The 17876-nt window shown below is 67.7% G+C and carries 17 protein-coding genes; 10 read left to right on the top strand and 7 right to left on the bottom strand.

Annotation, left to right across the window (positions count from 1 at the left end; genetic code table 11):
* Positions 1 to 17 precede the first annotated feature (17 nt).
* The 4 genes from NJ1_RS14795 to NJ1_RS14780 are packed head-to-tail and all read left to right on the top strand — an operon-like array spanning position 18 to position 3782.
* Entirely contained in the window at positions 18 to 1118 is a 1101-nt protein-coding gene (locus NJ1_RS14795) for an SPFH domain-containing protein (protein WP_067693533.1), read from the top strand.
* A 43-nt stretch (positions 1119 to 1161) separates the two neighbouring features.
* Positions 1162 to 1563, top strand: coding sequence for a cold-shock protein (locus NJ1_RS14790; protein WP_067693530.1), 402 nt, complete (start codon positions 1162 to 1164; stop codon positions 1561 to 1563).
* A 51-nt stretch (positions 1564 to 1614) separates the two neighbouring features.
* A complete protein-coding gene (locus NJ1_RS14785) occupies positions 1615 to 2721 on the top strand; it encodes an ATP-dependent DNA ligase (RefSeq protein ID WP_218025199.1) in 1107 nt (368 codons plus the stop codon).
* The gene (locus NJ1_RS14780; protein WP_067693527.1) at positions 2718 to 3782 is read left to right on the top strand and encodes a DNA polymerase domain-containing protein; all 1065 of its coding nucleotides are present in this window, start codon (positions 2718 to 2720) and stop codon (positions 3780 to 3782) included. The genes NJ1_RS14785 and NJ1_RS14780 overlap by 4 nt, the downstream gene beginning before the upstream one ends.
* 293 nt (positions 3783 to 4075) lie before the next feature.
* Here the strand turns inward: NJ1_RS14780 and NJ1_RS14775 are convergent, their stop codons facing one another.
* A complete protein-coding gene (locus NJ1_RS14775) occupies positions 4076 to 4687 on the bottom strand; it encodes a TetR/AcrR family transcriptional regulator (protein WP_067693524.1) in 612 nt (203 codons plus the stop codon).
* A gap of 98 nt (positions 4688 to 4785) precedes the next feature.
* Between NJ1_RS14775 and NJ1_RS14770 the strand changes: the two genes are divergently transcribed.
* From NJ1_RS14770 to NJ1_RS14750, 5 genes are all read left to right on the top strand, one after another.
* Positions 4786 to 6330, top strand: a complete 1545-nt coding sequence (locus NJ1_RS14770) for an MFS transporter (RefSeq protein WP_067693520.1) — start codon at positions 4786 to 4788, stop codon at positions 6328 to 6330.
* 117 nt (positions 6331 to 6447) lie between these two features.
* On the top strand, positions 6448 to 7362 hold the full coding sequence (locus NJ1_RS14765; RefSeq protein ID WP_084478205.1) for an oxygenase MpaB family protein: 915 nt from the start codon (positions 6448 to 6450) through the stop codon (positions 7360 to 7362).
* A gap of 49 nt (positions 7363 to 7411) precedes the next feature.
* Positions 7412 to 7747, top strand: coding sequence for a hypothetical protein (locus NJ1_RS14760; RefSeq protein WP_157573967.1), 336 nt, complete (start codon positions 7412 to 7414; stop codon positions 7745 to 7747).
* Positions 7744 to 9654 (top strand): linalool dehydratase/isomerase domain-containing protein, encoded by a 1911-nt coding sequence (locus NJ1_RS39710; protein WP_169813141.1) that lies wholly within the window; start codon positions 7744 to 7746, stop codon positions 9652 to 9654. The genes NJ1_RS14760 and NJ1_RS39710 overlap by 4 nt, the downstream gene beginning before the upstream one ends.
* 56 nt (positions 9655 to 9710) lie before the next feature.
* Positions 9711 to 10358, top strand: coding sequence for a TetR/AcrR family transcriptional regulator (locus NJ1_RS14750; RefSeq protein WP_067693511.1), 648 nt, complete (start codon positions 9711 to 9713; stop codon positions 10356 to 10358).
* A gap of 51 nt (positions 10359 to 10409) precedes the next feature.
* Here NJ1_RS14750 and NJ1_RS14745 read toward each other — a convergent pair whose 3' ends face one another.
* Together NJ1_RS14745 and NJ1_RS14740 are read right to left on the bottom strand one after the other, a co-directional pair.
* A complete protein-coding gene (locus NJ1_RS14745; RefSeq protein ID WP_084478201.1) occupies positions 10410 to 11525 on the bottom strand; it encodes an NAD(P)H-dependent amine dehydrogenase family protein in 1116 nt (371 codons plus the stop codon).
* A gap of 25 nt (positions 11526 to 11550) precedes the next feature.
* Positions 11551 to 12891, bottom strand: coding sequence for a lipase family protein (locus NJ1_RS14740; protein ID WP_084478199.1), 1341 nt, complete (start codon positions 12889 to 12891; stop codon positions 11551 to 11553).
* Positions 12892 to 13008: 117 nt separating this feature from the next.
* Here NJ1_RS14740 and NJ1_RS14735 point away from each other — a divergent pair, with 117 nt between their 5' ends.
* Positions 13009 to 13674, top strand: a complete 666-nt coding sequence (locus tag NJ1_RS14735; RefSeq protein WP_067693508.1) for a TetR/AcrR family transcriptional regulator — start codon at positions 13009 to 13011, stop codon at positions 13672 to 13674.
* Positions 13675 to 13975: 301 nt separating this feature from the next.
* On the opposite strand, the gene NJ1_RS14730 is transcribed toward NJ1_RS14735, so the two are convergent.
* The 4 genes from NJ1_RS14730 to NJ1_RS14715 form a co-directional block, all read right to left on the bottom strand.
* Positions 13976 to 14812, bottom strand: a complete 837-nt coding sequence (locus NJ1_RS14730) for an LLM class F420-dependent oxidoreductase (protein ID WP_067693504.1) — start codon at positions 14810 to 14812, stop codon at positions 13976 to 13978.
* 60 nt (positions 14813 to 14872) lie between these two features.
* Entirely contained in the window at positions 14873 to 15670 is a 798-nt protein-coding gene (locus tag NJ1_RS14725) for a VOC family protein (RefSeq protein WP_067693501.1), read from the bottom strand.
* Between the two features lie 400 nt (positions 15671 to 16070).
* Complete coding sequence (locus NJ1_RS14720) at positions 16071 to 16727, bottom strand: TetR/AcrR family transcriptional regulator (protein ID WP_067693497.1); 657 nt, start codon at positions 16725 to 16727, stop codon at positions 16071 to 16073.
* The gene (locus tag NJ1_RS14715; protein WP_067693494.1) at positions 16711 to 17856 is read right to left on the bottom strand and encodes an acyl-CoA dehydrogenase family protein; all 1146 of its coding nucleotides are present in this window, start codon (positions 17854 to 17856) and stop codon (positions 16711 to 16713) included. Before NJ1_RS14715 ends, NJ1_RS14720 begins: the two co-directional genes overlap by 17 nt.
* Between the last annotated feature and the right edge of the window lie 20 nt (positions 17857 to 17876).

Raw genomic sequence — 17876 nt, 5'->3', positions numbered from 1 at the left:
TCGAGGGAGACACATCGATGCTGGGATATCACGTTCCGGACCCGGACGAGGCCATGCTCGTCAGCGGTGGCGGCAGCAAGGACGACGCCCCGTTCCGCGTGGTGATCGGGCACGGCACCTGGGTGATGCCGCTGTTTCGCAAGGTGAGCTATCTGTCCCTGGCCATGTTCGAGGCCGAGATCCAGGAGCGCTGTGTCACCAAGCAGGCCATCCAGCTCGACGTGCGCGCGGTGATCGCGTTCAAGGTCGCCAACGACACGCAGTCCATCGTCAATGCGGCACAACGGTTCCTGTCCGAACAGGAACGCGAGATGTCGGTGTTGACCGGACGGATCTTCTCCGGGCATCTGCGCTCGATCGTGGGGTCGATGACGGTCGAGGAGATCATCCGCGAGCGCCAGAAGCTCGCGGACGAGGTGCTGGTGGCCTCGAAGGTGGAGATGGGCAATATCGGGCTGTGGGTGGACTCGCTGCAGATCCAGTCCATCGACGACGGCAATCTCGGCTACATCGCGGCGCTGGCGGCTCCGCACAACGCCGCGGTCAAGCGCGACGCGCAGATCGCCCAGGCCGCCGCCTCGCAGGCCGCGGCCGAGGCCGAACAGGAATCCCAGCGCAAGCAGGCGGAGTATCAGCGCCAGACCGCGGTGCTGCGCGCGGAATACCAGCGCGATATCGACAAGGCCAATGCCGAAGCCGCGCAGGCGGGTCCGCTCGCCCAGGCGCTGGCATTGCAGGCGGTGCTGCAGGCCCAGGCCGAGCAGGCACGCAAACAAGCCGAGCTGCGTGAGCAGCAATTGCAGACGGAGGTGGTCAAACCCGCTCTGGCGGAAGCGGAACGAGTACGGATCCTGGCCGAGGCCGAGGCCGACCGCATGCGGATCCAAGCCGAGGCCGCGGCCTCGAACAATCGGATCGCACTCGATCAGTTGCTCATCGAACAACTTCCGGAAATCGTGAAGAGTGCCTCGATGGGTCTGTCCGGTGCGAATCTCACGGTGCTCAACGGGCCCGAGGGCGTCAGCGAGATGCTCAACGGCATGGTCGGTCAGGGCCTGACCGTCTTCAATTCGTTGCAAAAGGCACTTTCTTCCAACAATGATCAAGCTGCGGGCTAAAGTGGCCGCCAGAGGGACGCGGCGACGAGGAGCGGGTGTTTAGGTGTCCATCGGGAAATTGGTGTCGTTCGACAGCTCTCGGGGTTTCGGGTTCATTCGTCCAGAAGACGGTGGGCCGGATGTGTTCGTGCATGTCAACGACATAGGGCTGGATGAAGACGAGTTGCGGCAGGGGCGGGTGTTCGAATTCGATGTGACCGAAGGGGATCGCGGTCCCAAGGCGATCAATCTGGCGCTGGTCGCCGGGCAGGCGCCGCCGGTGCGCGCGCACAAGAGCAAGGATCGTGAGCGGGTGGGCGCCGGGCAGCTCAGCGCGACCGAACATCGTCGGCTCATCACCGAACTGCTGCTCGATGCCTCTCCGGCGTTGACGGCCGGGGAGATATTGACCATTCGGGACCGGCTGACCGCGTTCGCGGATCAGCACGGATGGATCGAAAACTGACCGGTTCGGATTACGATCGTTCTCGGATCAGCATCGAACCGAGGAGGTCCAGTGGATCTGCCCGTCATGCCGCCGGTCAAGCCGATGCTCGCGAAGTCGGTAGCGGCCGTGCCACGCGAACCAGGTCTGCTGTTCGAACCCAAATGGGACGGATTCCGCTGCATCGTGTTCCGTGACGGGCCCGATATCGAGCTCGGATCACGCAACGACAAGCCCTTGACCCGGTACTTCCCCGAACTGGTGGAGCTACTGGGCAAGGTGCTGCCGGACAAGTGTGTGATCGACGGTGAGATCGTGCTGGTCACGCACGACGGCCTGGATTTCGACACGCTGCAGCAGCGACTGCATCCGGCGGCCTCGCGGGTGAACAAGCTCGCGGTGGAGACTCCGGCCAGTTTCGTGGCGTTCGATCTGCTGGCGCTGGGCGAGCGGGATCTGACCGGTGAGCCGTTCTCCGAACGCCGCAGGCTCCTCGAGACCGTGCTCGAGACCGCTGACGCGCCCGGTTCGGACAGCGATGTGCTGCGCATTCATCTCACGCCGGTGACCGAGGATCCCGATACCGCGGTGGACTGGTTCACCCGGTTCGAGGGCGCGGGCTTCGACGGGGTGATGGCCAAGGGCGCGGATCTGCCGTATCTGCAGGACAAGCGGGTGATGCTCAAGATCAAGCACGAGCGCACCGCGGACTGTGTGATCGCGGGTTTTCGCTGGCACAAGGACGGCGAAGGGGTGGGTTCGCTGTTGCTGGGGTTGTTCGACGAGGACGGCACCCTCAATCATGTGGGCGTGGCCAGTTCCTTCACCGCCAAGCGCCGCAGGGAACTGGTGACCGAACTGGCGCCGCTGCGGGAGAACGCGCTGGCGAACCATCCGTGGCGCAGCTGGGCCGACGCGGCCGCGCAGGCCGCGGCCGAGGGCAAGATGCCCGGTGGGGTGAGCCGCTGGAGCGGCGGCAAGGATCTGTCGTGGGAGCCGCTGCGCCCGGAACTTGTCGCCGAGGTGCGGTATGAACACCTCATGTCCGGACGACTGCGGCACGGCGGGCGCCTGGTGCGCTTCCGGGACGACCGCACCCCCGAATCGTGTACCTACGCACAGCTCGAGGAGGTCGCGCCCGCGGAGTTGGGCACGATCTTCGACGAGGCCCGACGATGAGCGCCAAGATCGAACTCGAGGTGGCCGGGCGCACGGTGAGCGTCTCCAACCCGGACAAGGTCTATTTCAGCAAGCGCGGGGACACCAAGCTCGATCTGGTGAATTACTATCTCGCGGTTGCCGATCCGATCATGCGCACCATCGGGGATCGCCCGGTGCTGCTCGAGCGGTATCCCGACGGGGCCTCGGGCAAGTCCTGGTTCCAGAAGCGGGTGCCGGCCTCGGTGCCGGACTGGTTGCAGACCACCGAGGTGATCACCCCCAACGGCACCACCAGCGACGCGCTGGTCGCGGCGGACATGGCGCACATCGTGTGGGCGGTCAACCTGGGCTGCTTGGGTTTTCACGTCTGGGCCACCCATGCCGGAGCCGATCGCGACAGTACCGCGCCGCCGGTGTTCGACGCCGCCGGAGCCGAGCTGCCCCCGACCGGGGTGACCGACGAGTTGCGCATCGACCTGGATCCCTCGCCCGGGATCGGGTTCGAGGACCTGCGCCGCGCGGCGGTGCAGACCCGCGCGCTGTGCACCGAGCTGGGTATCGATGTGCGGGTGAAGACCTCGGGTTCGCGCGGCCTGCACCTGTACGCACAACTCGAACCCCGGTGGGACGGTTATCAAGTGCGCGCGGCCGCGGTCGCCCTGGCCCGGGAGCTCGAGCGCCGCCACCCCGAGGAGATCACCGCGCACTGGTGGAAAGAGGAACGCGGTGCGCGCGTGTTCGTCGACTACAACCAGAACGCCCCGCACAAGACGGTGTTCGGCGCCTGGTGTGTGCGCCCGAAGGTCGGTGCGCAGGTCTCGACGCCGATCGCCTGGCACGATCTGGCCGATGTCGTGCCCGACGAGTTGACCATCGCCACGGTCCCGGCGCGGGTGGCGCAGTTGGGTGACCCGTGGGCGGATCGCACGCCTCAGTCGTTGGCTCCCCTGCTGGAGATGTCGGAGAAGGATATGGCCGCGGGCCTGATGGACGCGCCGTGGCCGCCGCAGTATCCGAAGATGCCCAACGAGCCCTCGCGGGTGCAACCCAGCAAGGCCCGCAAGCCTTCCGAGGACTGAGCGGCGACCATCGCTCGTGTGCGATGGCCGAAGCGGCCGCGTAGCGACTCGGGTCCACCGCACGATCGATGTGCTTGTGCGGCACCGTGTTCGGATAAGCCGCACACCACCGTGCGGGCCGGAATCGGTGGCGCGCAGGGCTCCGGGCCGCGTGATGGTCAGCGGCTACGGCCCCACCGAGGCCACGATGGTCGTCACCATCGCCCTGCGCTGATGCCGGGCGTGACATGGGCCGCGGTGCGCGCGATCGCCACCGCGGTGCGGTCGCGTCGAACGCGATCGGCGCGTGTGCCTCAGTCGCGGGTGCGCACGGCCAGGAAATCATCGACGATGCGGGCGCAGTCGGCGGGGGTGGCCGGGGCGCTGCCGATCAGGCGCAGGAAGACGATGGGGCCGATGAGCTGGGCCAGGGCCAGCTCGCAGGTGCCGTCGGTGAGCGCGGCCCGGGCCTCGGGGCTGCCGAGCAGGTCGTCGAAGGGCTTGCGGTGTTGTTCGATGATGCGGTGGCGCAGCGAGGTGAAGGCCGGGGCGGTGCCGTAGTCGGTGTGATCGGCGGTGGCCAGCCAGGCCAGGGTGGTCACGTGCACGGGGGCGCCGTTGATCAGGGCGGCCTGGCGGGATACCAGTTCCACCAGTCGATCTCGCAGTGATCCGGCCTCCGGGGCTCGCACCACCGGGGGCAGCAGGTGCTCGAGGGCCGCGGCGCGCAGGTGGGCGGCGTTGTCGAAGTGCCGATAGAGGGTGGTGCGGGCGACTTTCGAGACCCGGGTGACGGCTTCGATCGTGATCGCTTCCACCCCACCGGTTTTCAGCAGGGCGGTCGCGGCGTCGACCAGCCGGGCCCGCGAGCGCGCCTTGCGGGGGTCGACGTCGTCGTGCGCGGGTTGTTCGGATGGGCCGCTCATGGCTCCAGCATTCCTTCCCCGCGACGGCTATCGAAGACCTGCCCACTTATGCTACTGATAGTAGCGTAACGCTACTCTTAGTTTCATAGAGGGATTCGATGGACTCCGCCACGACCCGCATGTCCCGCACCCAACGCTGGACCCTCGTGATCACCTGTCTGGCAATCGTTCTGGTGATCGCCTCGATGGCGGCGCTGTACACCGCCCTGCCCAGCATCGCCGCCTCCACCGGTGCGACCCAGCAGCATCTGACCTGGATCGTGGACGCCTACACCCTGGCGCTGGCGTGCCTGGTGTTGCCGGGCGGCGCGCTGGGTGACCGGTACGGGCGGCGCAACGCGCTGATCGTCGGGTTGGCGATCTTCGCGCTGGCCTCGGCGGTTCCGCTCGTGGTGCACGGCTCGGGGTGGCTGATCGGCTCGCGCGCGATCGCGGGAGTGGGAGCCGCGCTGGTGATGCCCTCCACGCTCTCGCTGCTCACCGCGGGGTTCCCGCCCGCGCGCCGGGGTGTGGCGATCGGCATCTGGGCCGGGATGGCGGGCACGGGCGCGGTGGTGGGGATCATCGGATCGGGTCTGCTGCTGGAACAGTGGTCGTGGCAATCGATTCCGCTGGCCATGAGTGTGATCGGCGCACTGCTGGCGGTGGCGGCGTGCACGCTGCCCGAGTCGCGCGATCCCGCGCATCCGCCGTTCGATCTGTGGGGTGCGGCCCTGTCGGCCGCGGCGGTCGGGCTGCTGGTGCTGGTCACGATCGAGGCCCCGGCACGTGGATGGTCCGAGCCGATCGTGTGGATCGCGGGCGCCGGTGCGCTGGTGGCGGGGGTGGCGTTCGTGCTCGTGGAATTACGGGTGACCCACCCGCTGCTGGACGTTCGGCTCTTCACTCAGCGGGGGTTCGGCAGCGGCACGGTCACGGTGTCGATCCAGTTCCTGGTCTCGTTCGGGTTGTTCCTGCTCATCGTGCAGTATCTGCAGTTGATCCTGGATTATCGCCCGCTGCTGTCCGCGGTGGCGATGGCCCCGATGGCCGGGCCGATGATGGCGCTGTCACCGGTATCCCCTTGGCTCGCAGAACGATTCGGATTGCGGATGCCCACCGCGGTGGGGCTGGGCATTCTCGGGATCGGCCTGGTGTCGGTGGCGCGGGTGTCCTCGGGTGGCGGTTATCTGGATCTGGTGCTTCCGCTGGTGATCACCAGCGCCGGTCTCGGGGTGTCCGCGGCCGCGGCCACGACGGCCATCGTGTCCGGGGTGCCGGCGGGCAACCACGGTGTGGCCGCGGCGGTGAACGACGCGGCGCGCGAGGTCGGCGCCGCCATCGGAATCGCCTTGGCGGGAAGCATTCTGGCCGCGGCGTACTCTCGCCGCATCGCCCCGGTGATCGAGGCGCTGCCCGAGCCGCTGCGCGCGCCGGTCTCCGATTCCCTCGCCTCCGCGCTGCAGGTGAGCGCGCGGCTGGGTCCGCAGGCGAACCCACTGGCCGAGGCGGCGGAGGCGGCGTTCATCCACGGCATCCGCCAAGCGTCCCTGGTTCTGGGCATTCTCACCCTGGTGGCCGCGATAGTGCTGGGCGCGTGGGCGCCCGGGCGCGCCATCGAATCCTCCGTGCCGGACGAGCCCGCGGTGGTCCCTGGCCCCTAGCGGTGCCGCGACCGGGGATAGACGAGGGAAAACCGCGCGCCGCGTGGCAGGACACGCCGGTACCGGCCGCACAGGCGATCTTTACACGGCCGTAGACAGATTGTTATCTTTGCACGCATGTGGACAGATACTGTGGCAATGGCGCTACACCCTCGGCGGATCCGCGACGAACTGGCCCGGCTCGATCCCGAGCACGACAACGAGCGCATGACTCATCTACTACTCGAAGTCCGGTACGGAAACTCGGTGTTCGTCGCGGCCGCCTACACGCTGGCGTTTCTGCGGCAGATGTCCATACCGTCCATCGCCCGCACCGTGCATCGTGGTGGGACGGGCGACATCATGCGGGCGACGCGGCAGCGCAATGACGACACGCTGGTGTTCTTCGGGGAGATCATGCGATGCGATTACACCTCGGGGCGCGGGGGCGCGGTGATCGATCGACTGAACGAGATCCACTCCCGTTACCGAATCTCCAACGACCAGAACCTGTACACGCTGGCCTCGCTGACCCTGGAAGGGCACCGTATCGCCGAGTCGGTCGGTACGCCGGTGCTGTCGGATCGCGAACTCGACGCGTTGTACTACTTCTGGCGAGGCGTGGGCCGTCGCATGGGTATCACCGATGTGCCCGGGTCGAGCGCGGAGTTCATGCGGTGGACCCGGCACTACGAAAGACAGAACGCGGAATACACCGCCGGCGGTCGCGCGGTGGCCGATGTGATGATCGCCGACTTCGCGGCCCGATTCCCGCTGCCTCTGCGGCGCGCGGCCCGCATCCTGCTGTTGACGCTCTGCGATGACGAGTTGCTCGATGTGCACCGGTTGTCGCGGCCGTCGCGATATCAGGGAGCCGTCGCGGTGCTGGCGATGCGGGGGTACCTGATCGGCACACGGGTGCTGCCCGATCCGAGCGATCGATCGTGGGTAGAGCTGTTCGGCCACACCACCGCGTATCCGGACTTCGCCCGAATCGGGCAACAGCGCGACCGCGGCGCCGCCCGGGTTCCGCACGTCGGGCAGGGGGAGTAACGAAATGCTTTGCTGTGCAGTTGCATTGACGATCTTCGGGGTGTTCCGGATGGTATGGCGAGCGGTGACCCTGCGGCACCGCTCGGGCAGCGATACTCCGTTTCCGCCACCGGCACGGCGCGCGGCCCCGGGGACGGTTCCGATCCTCACCGCCGAACCGCGATCCGCTCGATCGGGTCCGCACTCGTCCCGGCTCGGGCCCGTCGTGGTCGTCGGCGGGTTGGTCTGGCTGCTGCTGGTCGCCCTCGATCCACACGTCTTCGGTATGGCTGGTGGTCATGGCGCGCATCAGCAGCATCTGCTCGTGGTCGTGTCCGGTCCGATCGTGGCGGTGCTCGGCATGGTGATCACTGTCCGCGCAACGTATGCCGCAGGTGTGTGGTGAGTACCGAATCCCGTACCACGACACAGCGATTCCAGCCGATTCCGGAAATGGCTCACGTGCACGGCCCTGTGACCCGGATCCGGGTTCGCCGGATGTTCCTGGCCCTGATGCTGCTGTGGTCGATCGGTGCGATCCCGTTGGTGATCGACGCATCCGATCGGTGCAAAGCGGCGGGGCTCGGATTGTTCGTGCCGGGCGCGGGATTTCTCCACTCCGGCGGTATCGGGTGGTTCGTCGTATCACTGCTGTTGTTCGTCCTGGCGATGTTCGTATGGGTGACGACCGGTCCGATCGTGGCGCCCCCGATGGTCTGGTTCGGCAGCGCCGCGCTGGCGGCGCTGTGCGCCGATGGTGCGGTGTGGGCGTGGTCCGAATGGGTTGTGCCCGCCGCGGCCGCGGCCGCCCTCGGCACGGGGGCCCTCGCGCGTGTGCTGTCGTTCCGAGCCGCGGTGGGTCGGGGCCGAGCGATCAACGATGAGCTGGCACGGGTGTCGGTGTCGGTGTCGGTGCCCGTTCGTTCAGCGCTGCCGCCGGTGGCCGAAGCGACGATCGACGAGCTCGCGATGCTGCGTTACCCCCTGGATCTCGCGTTGCAGCCGCTGGAAAACTTCGACGGTTTCGTCAAGATCGACCAATTCCGTGAGGCTGCGACCCGCTACCAGCTCAACGCCATCGGCTATGCCCTGTCGATGGCGCAGTACACCCGCACTCCCGCCTTTTCCGGATATCTCGCCGAGGCGCAGCGCAATGCCATCGACAAGATGCGTGATCGCCGCGTCTGGAACTACTGGGCGATCGAGAATCTCTGGGGCAACCTGTCCTGGGACCCCGATCCGATTCCCCGGGACAACATCATGTTCACCGGCTACTGGGGCACGATGATCGGGATGTACGAACTGCTCAACGGCTCGTACTACGCCCGCGCCGGATCACTGTCGCTGCGACGCGACGAAAAGACCGTCTACGACTGCGATTTCCCCACTCTCGCGCACGCGATACGCCGGAACTTCCTGGCCGAACCACTGGGGCAGTTTCCGTGCGAACCGTTCTGGATCTACCCGTACTGCAACACCTATGGGGTGAACACGCTGCTGATGTACGACACCGTCTACGGCACCTCGCTGGCCGAGGCGGTGATCGAACGGGTGCAGCACAGTTATGACAGTGGTGAGTTCATGCGCCCGGACGGTCGAATCATGTTCATCAAGAACAAACTCGGCCCCACACTGTTGCCGACGTCGATCTCGGGCGAGGCCGGCGCGACATTCTGGCTGCATGCGGGATTGCCCGAGCTTGCCGAACGCACCTGGTGGATGACCCGGAAGAATGTTATCGACACCAGCCGCGCGACCACGCGATTGCGTTTACAACCCTGGGACCGCATCGACCCCGGGAACTATCGCTTCGGTCGCGGTGTGTTCGCTTGGGCGGGAGCGCTTCTGGCGGCGAACGAAATGGGCGACGGCGAGACGGCCGCGATCCTGCGCCACGCCATCCAGGAGCAGGAGAGCCTGATCGAGCACGAGGGGGTCCTGCGGTACGAGGGCCTGTCCCCCTGGTCCAATCAGGTGCATGTGATGGCCGCGTTCACGCACCACAACGCGTTCCACGACCTGGCCCGGCACGGCGTGCCCGAGGAATGGAGAACAGGTCCGCGGCTGGCGGCGGTCGCATATCCCGATGTCCTGGTGGCTCGGGCCGAGACCGACGGCGTGGCCCTCGATCTGGTACTGCGTCACGGTGCCGGCCGGCGGCGAACGACCATCGAGGTGGACCGGCTACGGCCGCGAACCTGGTATCTGGTCGAGGGCGGCTGCGAGGACACCGTGTGTGCCGGGCCCGATGGTGTCGCACGGGTGCAAGTCGACCTCGGCGATCGAACCGTGCTCAGGATCCGGCCACAGTGAGCCGGAGTCATGACACGTGGCAGCACCGCCGGAATGGTTTTGGCAGGATGAGGCGCGTGGCCATTCCCCCGCAGGACGAAGCAGGACGCCGATACGGCGGCAGTTCCGCGCAGGAACGCAGACAGCTCCGGTATGAGCAGTTTCTCGATGCGGCACTGGACTGTTTCAGTGAACAGGGCCTGCCCGGTGTCGGTGTGCGCCCGGTCAGCGCCAAGGCCGGAATCGCGCCTCGCTATTTTCGGGAGAGTTTCGCCGACCGCGACGCGCTGTTGGTGGCGCTCTACGACAAGGCCGCCGCCCAGGTGCTGCGTGTTGCGCTGGATGTCCTGAGCACGGACCGCGGGGACCAGGCGGCCCGGGTGCGCGCGTCGCTCGATGCCGTGCTTCACGCCCTGGACAGCGATCCCCGCTTGGCGCCTTTGCTTTTCGGCACCGCTATCGAACCCGTGCTGCGCGAACGCCGCGAGCGCATGTTGCTCGATTACGCCGACGCCATCACCGCGCAGGCTGTTGCCATTTTTCCCGACGATATCGAGCCCGCCGCGTTCCGGGTGACGTCCGTCATTCTCAGCGGCGGGTACATCGAACTGATCACCTGGTGGCTGGCCGACCGCAGTCGCGCGTCCCGTGACGAACTCCTCGATCGTGCCACCGGAATCTTCTTCGCCGCAGCGACACCTGCGGGCCACGCATCACCGCGGTGAATACGCTACCCGACAGGGGCGTGGAGGGATTTCGCCCTTGTCGGTGTGTGTTCACTCGTGCGGGACCAGCCCGCGCGGCAGGATCAGCGGCAGGTCGTTGTAGGTGAGGATGCCCGGTGCCGCCGCGACGACCGCGGGAATGGCGTTGAGGACCGGCATGGCGGTCATGACGTGGCCCAGACTCATGTAGTCGGCGATGGTCTCGGCCTGGAAATCCGGAGGCGGCAGGAAGCTGATGACGTTCGTGACGGTCGGGCGGCCGTCGACTCGCAGCACCCAGCCGTCCTGGTCGATCTTCCAATCCGGTTGCAGGGTCTGGCCTTTGCGCCAGCGCACATCGATCTGCACGAGGGTGCGCCCGCCGACCGACCCCGTCCAGCTCGCGTGCACACCGGCGACGCAGCCGGCCGCGATGGTCCAGGATCCCAGGTCCAGATCGGCGGTGGTCCGGGCGTAGTCGGCCGCGCAGCGCACCTCGTCGAGTTCGATGCCCAGGGCGTCGCCGATCAGTCGCACGGCCTCGCCGAACACTCCGGTTCCCGCGGCGGTGAGGGCGGGCAGTTCCGGATCGTCGATGCGGCGGCCGAATCCGACGGGCTTCTCGGTCTCGGGTGAGTCGTAGAAGGTGGTGTCGGCGGCTTCGGACACGGTGATCTTGTCGACGCGATCGCAGATTCCGGCGGACACGATCGCCATCAGGTTGATGAACCCGGGGCTGATTCCGGATCCGAACAGGGTGGAACCGCCACGGGCGCAGGCGTTCAGGAGTGTCTCGCGGCCCGCGCCCTGATTGTGCCCGGTGATGAAGGAGGCGGTGGCCACGACATCGATGCCCGCGGACAGGATGCGTGCGAGTTCCTCGACGTCGATCCACATCGGGTTGTAGACGACGACATCGGGTTTCAGCGCCAGCAGCGCGTCGATGTCGTCGGTGGCGGTGACGCCCAGGGGTTCGATGCCGGCCAGTTCCCCGGCGTCGCGCCCGACCTTGTCCGGGGACCAGGCGTAGCAGCCGACGAGTTCGAGGCCGGGGTTCGAGGCGATCGCGCGCACCGAACTCTTGCCGACATTGCCGGTGGTCCACTGCACGACCCGGTGAACGGCGGGGCCGTACGGGGACGCGGGTGTGGACGTGGCGGGCTGGGACGACGTGGCGGGCTGGGACATGGAACCTCCTGGGCGATACCGGTTTTCAGTCGAACGTGCAGCCCTGCAGGGGTTTGCCCGCCAGACGATCGAGTAGATAGCTGATGGCGTTGTTGGTGCCGAAGCCGTCGATCAGTTCGGGTCCGAAGTGATTGGCGAACGTGGTGCCCGGTGCGATGGGCGGCAGGTTGTTGGTGCGGAAGGTGACCGTGGCGCCCTTGTCGCACCAGTCGAGGGCGAGCTGGCGGACCTGTGCGTAGGGGATGGTGTCGTCGTTGATGCCGCTGGTCATCAGCACGGGGCCGGCCGGGGTGAGGGTGCCGATGCGCTGATCGCGAATCACCTTGACCGCGTTGGGCAGATCTTGCAGGTGCTCGATCAGCGGACGGCCGTCGACGGTGAGATCGCTGGTCTTGGTGAAGGGCTGTTTGGCGATGATGTCCGCGACGCATTCGGTCTTGACGGTGTCGAGCAGGGTGCGCCCGGCCGGGGTGATCACCTTGTCGATGTCCTGGGCCAGTTCGGGGTAGCGCGCGAGGAAGCCGTTGATGGCGAAGCCGATCGCCGCGCCGATCAGGTTGCCGTCGATCTGGCGCACGACCGCGGTCAGGTCCGAGGGCGGCGCACCGGACCAGGTGCCTTTGAGGTTCAGTTCCGGTGCGTACAGCGGTGCCAGTTCCGCGGCCGCGGCGGTGGCGCCACCGCCCTGGGAGTATCCCCACAGCGCCAGCGGGGTGCCGGGTCCGCTGCCGGAGAGGTTGTGCGCGGCGCGCGCGGCGTCCAGGACCGCGTGTGCTTCTTCGAGGCGGTTGGCGTAGGTGTGCACGCCGGGGGTGCCCAGGCCGATGTAGTCGGTCACGAACACGCGTGCGCCCAGCAGGTTCCAGGCGACCGCGGAGATCGCCTCCTGGTTCGCCGAGACGCTCAGCCGGCCGAGGTCGGCGTAGAGGCCGGTGGAGAACGCGAGCGAGGGCGCGCACTGGGTGCCCTGTCCGACGGTTCCCGGGGCGATCACGATGGTGGGTCGATCCCCCGCACCCTGCCACGGCCGAGTGGAGTCGATGTAGGTGCCGCTCACCGCGACGGGTGAATCATCCTGCAGCCGTGAGGTGTACAGGACGCGCTGTGCGGGCACGGGCCATTCGACCGCCGCGCTGGGTGGTGCGAGCAGTACGGGCATGTCGGCGGTCCTGATGATCGCGCCGGGGGTGGTGTCGAACTGCGCGGGCGGGGTGTAGAAGTCCGGCGCCGGCGCGGCGCCGGAGTCGCTCGCTCCGAACCAGCTCGCGGCCATGGCGGTGCACAGCGCGACCCCGATCACCGCCGCCCTGCGCAGGCGCGTGGCGCGCGGGGGTGTGGGCGGGAAGGTGTGGTGCGGTCGATGCATGGGTGGTCTTTCTGCGCGGTCGCATTCGTGCCTCGGTGCGCGAATGTCGTGTGTCACCTCGCCGGGGTGGGCGTGACGAGTAACACGGTTACTCGGTAACCGCGTTACTGTAACAACGTGCCGAGACAGAAGGGAACCGATCCCTCCACACAGGTGATCGACGCGGTGCTCGAGCTGCTCACCGCACACGGCTACGACGAGGTGCAGTTGCGTGAGGTCGCGCGACGCGCCCACGTCTCACTCGCGACGGTCTACAAGCTTTTTCCGACCCGAGACGAGCTGATCGTCACCGCGGTCGAGCAGTGGATGGCGAGCAATACCTACGCCGATCTGACTCCCCCGCCGCCGGGTGGCACGCTGCGCGAGAGCCTGATGGGGTTGTGCCGCACGGTGTTCGAGCCGTGGGAGCGACATCCGAGGATGCTCGAGGCCTACCATCGGGCGCGGTCGGGGCCGGGCGGGCATCGGCTCGACACCCAGGGCGTCACCGCGGTCTTCCCGATCGCCCGCGACGTGCTGGCGGGGGCGGATCCGGTGTATCTGGCGGATGTGGCGCTGATCCTGACCAATGTCACGTACACGCTGATCGGGCGTTTCGCCGAGGGCACGCTCGCGATCACCGAGATCCTGCCGGCGATCGAGCGCGTGATCTTTCGTTTGACCACCGACAACGAACCGGACGCTCGCGCAGCGGGCCGCGCGAGCGGGGGTGGTGAGGGCGGCCTCGATCCGAGTCTGGCCGCGCCGTTCTACCACCCGGACACCGCCCCCGATCCCGGGTAGGGAACAGCCGGGCGACCCGCCATGGTGCGCGAGCACCCCGATCCGCTCCCCACACCCGAGTGTTCCCGAGCCGACCACCACGGCAGGGCACGCGCACCCGGGCTCTGCCGAGCAATGATGAAAGCCGCCATCGGAGAAGAGGGTTCGCGGTCCGCGAGCGAGCAGCTGTCGGGTTCCTCACCGCTGTCGCCGCCCGCCGCGCGAACTATCGTGCGGGCGTTCGTACTCACACTCGTCGGGTGATGTCTACGCCGATGCGCACGCCGTGCACTCGCGGCCGATGTGCACGGCGTGCACGGTGTCAGCGACTGCGTTCGGCCAGCAGGGGCGCGAGGGTGCGCAGCGCGGGCAGCGAATCGCCGCCCAGGACCTGGATGCCGACGTGGTCGGCGCCCGCGTGCAGGAAGGCGGTGAGCCGGTCGGCGACCTGTTCGGGGGTGCCGTGGGCCACGACCGCGTCGACGAGGCGGTCACCGGCGGGTGCGGTGAGCTCGTCCTCGCCGAAACCGAAGCGGCGCAGGTTGTTCACGTAGTTGCTCAGGCCCAGGTAGAAGTTGACGGTGCCGCGCGCGGTCTCTCGCGCGCGCTCGGGGTCCGCGTCCAGGACCACCTTGTGTTCGGTGGCGATGAGCGCGTCCGGGCCCAGCAGTGCGCGCAGGCTCGCGATGTGTTCCGGGACGGTGAGATACGGCAGCGCGCCGGCGGTGCGCTCGCGCGCCAGTGTCGCCACGCGCGGGCCCAGGGCCGCGAGTGCGCGGCGTTCGGCGGGGACCCCGGCCTCGTCGAGTTCGTCCAGGTAGGCGACCATCGCATCGTAGGGTTTGGCGTAGACCCCGTCCTGTTCGCGGTGTCCCACGCCGACGCCGAGCAGGAAACGGCCCGGGAAGCGTTCCTCGAGGCGGTGGTAGGTGCGCGCGGCGTCCTTGGCCGGGGAGACCCACAGGTTCAGGATGCTGGTGGCCACGGTGATCGAGTCCGAGGCCGAGAGCAGGGTGTCGAAGCCAGGCCAGTCCGCGGGGGTGGATCCTCCCAGCCACAGCGCGCCGTATCCGAGTTGTTCGAGCTCGCGCACCGAGTCGGCGGTCGGTTCCGAATAGTGTTGCCACACCCCGATGGTGCCCACGCCATGATTGGTCATATCTGCGGCCAACACGGGTGGATCAATGTGCATTCCCGGTGTGCGGGAGCGGTTTCGTGGTCATCGGGTGGGGTTGCCGCCGAGGCTGAAGCGCGCGCCAGTGGGGTCCGCGACCGCGGCCATGCGCCCGTACCCGGCGTCGATGGCCGGGGAGACGATCGATCCGCCCAGGTCCAGGACCTGCTGGACGGAGGCGTCGACGTTCTCGGCGCCGAAGTAGACGGTCCAGTAGCCGGGCACGCCCTCGGGCAGGTGGGCGCTCGCGTCCATGATGCCGCCGAGCATGGGACTGGTGGAATGCAGTGTGGTGTACCGGTATTCGGGGGCGTCACTGAGGGTGAACAGGTCCTTGCAGTCGAACACGTCGCGGTAGAAAACGAGCGAATTCTCGTATTCTCGGGTGTGCAGGGCGAACCAGGACGGCACACCGTCGTGCTCGCTCCACGCCCCGTCCGAGACCTGTCCCCGCGCCCCGAATCCGGGCATGGTGCCGCTCTCCCACACCCCGACCCGCACGCCGGCCGAATCCCCCAGCACGGCGAACGCACCGAGTTCACCGACCGCCGTCGCCGGAACCAGCACCGAACCACCGTGTGCCGCGGCCTTGTGCGCGGTGGCCTCGGCATCGGTCGCGGCGAGATGGACGGTCCACGCATCGGGCGCACCCGAACCGCCGTCGTTGGTCATCGCCCCGGCCACGGCTTTCCCGTTCTTGGAGAAGGTGATGTAGCCCCCGTACTCGCGCGAGATCTCGGCCTGCCAGCCGAACAGCTCGCGGTAGAACACGATCGCGCCCTCGGGATCGGAGGTGAGCAGATCGGCCCACACCGGGTCGCCGGGCTGAGAACTGTAGGGCATGAGCAACTCCCGAAGGTCTGCGGAACCGTCACCACGGTACGAGCCCCGAGCTTGCCAGATTCGCGAGTGCGCCGGTGCGAGGATCGATGGCCGGCGGCTCAGGGTTCGACCTCGGGTCCGGCCGCTCCGGGTTTGTTGCCGCCGCGGCGATGGCGGCTCGACCGCCCCGGCCGTGGCGGCGATGGCGACCTCACGGGGGCCAGATGCTCGCCTCGCGAGGTCGGTGGGCGGACTCGGGTCCGGGAGTGCGGGGCGAGGAAGGGCAGTACGCGCGACCGGGCACCCTCTGCCGAACTCTCACCGAGGTGAGGACGCCCGGCCCGTGGTCGGTGCCACGGGCCGGGCGTCGGATCGTCTCCGGGTGAGGCTCCGGTCCTGGGCGACCGGAGCGCAGACCGATTCAGTTGGTGCCGTTGACCTTCGGGAACGACTGCGTGATGAGCGTCAGCAGGGTGTCCGAGAGCAGTTCGTGCACCTGGGCGCGATCGAGGCTGCCGCGCACGATCCATTCGCGCCCGGCGGCTTTGACCAGTCCGCCGTAGCAGCGCACCAGGGCGCGTAGTTGCTCGCTGTGCAACGAATCGGACAGTCCCATCATCTGCACGACGCGGTCCGCGGCGGCATTGTCGGCTTCGTCCAGGATGCGTTGCACGTCCGGGTCGTCGCCGATGCCTTCGAGGCCGGTGACCTTGACCCAGGTGGTGCCGTGTTCGCCGATGGTGTCCAGCAGCCATCGCACGCTCGCGTCCACGCGGTCCGGCAGCGGTCCGGCGGGCACGAGCATGTTGTCCGGCCGTGGCAGGGTGACCATTCGGCGCACGACCGCGAGGTACAGGTCGCGTTTGTTGCCGAAGTAGTGGTTGATCAGCCCGCGTGCCACCCCGGCGCGCTGGGCGAGCTCGGCGGTGGACACGGCGGCGTAGGGACGTTCGCCGAACATGTCGATGGCGCAGGACAGGATCTGCGCGCGGCGTTCGTCCGGTTCGAGCCGTCGTCGCCGCGACCGGGGGTCGTCGGTCGGCGTGGGCTCTGTCGTGGTGTCAGAGTGAGCGGGCAATGAGATCCTTCATCACCTCGTTGGCGCCTGCGAGGATCCGCAGGACCCGGGCGCCGGTGTACAACTGGGCAATCGGGTATTCGGTCATGTACCCGTAGCCGCCGAAGAACTGCAGGCAGCGATCCACCACATTACCCAGTTGATCGGTCAACCAGTACTTCGACATGGCCGCGGTGGGGATGTCGAGTTCCCCGACCAGGTGTTTGCTGATGCAGTCGTCCAGGAAGACCCGGCTCACCTTGGCGATGGTGGCGCATTCGGCGAGTTCGAAGCGGGTGTTCTGCATCGCGAACAGCGGTTTGCCGAACGCTTCGCGGCCCTTGGTGTAGTCGACGGTCAGCTGGACGGCCTTCTCGGTCATCGCGACGGCCATGATCGCGGTGACCAGGCGTTCCTGGGCCAGCATCTGCATCATCTGATAGAAGCCCTGGCCTTCGGCGGTGCCGAGCAGGTTCGTCGCCGGCACGCGCAGTCCGTCGAAGAACAGCTCGGCGGTGTCCTGGCCCTTGCCGCCGATCTTGGACAGGATGCGTCCGCGGGTGAAGCCGGGGGTGTCGTCCCCGACCTCGGCGAAGATGAGCGAGACCCCGGCCGCGCCCTGGGTGGGGTCGGTCTTGGCGGCGATGATGATGCCGTCGCACAGCCAGCCGTTGGAGATGAAGATCTTCGAGCCGGTGATGACGTACTCGTCGCCCTCGCGGATCGCGCGGGTCTTGATGTTCTGCAGGTCCGAGCCGGTGCCGGGTTCGGTCATGCCGATCGAGAGCACCATCTCACCGCTGGCCGCGCGCGGCAGCACCGAGCGCTTGAGTTCCTCGGTGCCGAACTCGTGGATGTAGGGGGCGATGATCGAGGAGTGCACGGGCATGCCCATCGCGCCGTCGCCCAGGTGGCACTGCGATTCGATGATGGCGGCCTCGTGCGCGAAAGTGCCTCCGCCGCCGCCGTATTCGGCGGGGATGGCCGTGCACAGCAGTCCCAGTTCACCGGCTCGGCGGTACAGGTGGCGGTCGGGGTGCCCCTGGGCGATGAATTTCTCCTCGTGGGGTACCACCTCCTTCTCGAAGAAGGTGTTCGCCAGATCCCGGACTGCCTCGACCTCGTCGTCGCTCCATGCGGGGCGTGCCATCGTCGTTCCTTCGCGTTGCT

The sequence above is a fragment of the Nocardia jejuensis NBRC 103114 genome (genome assembly GCF_001613145.1).
GTDB classification, from domain to species: Bacteria; Actinomycetota; Actinomycetes; order Mycobacteriales; family Mycobacteriaceae; genus Nocardia; species Nocardia jejuensis.
Note: the sequence above shows the minus strand (reverse complement) of the source record. Positions and strands in the feature narration are given on the sequence as shown.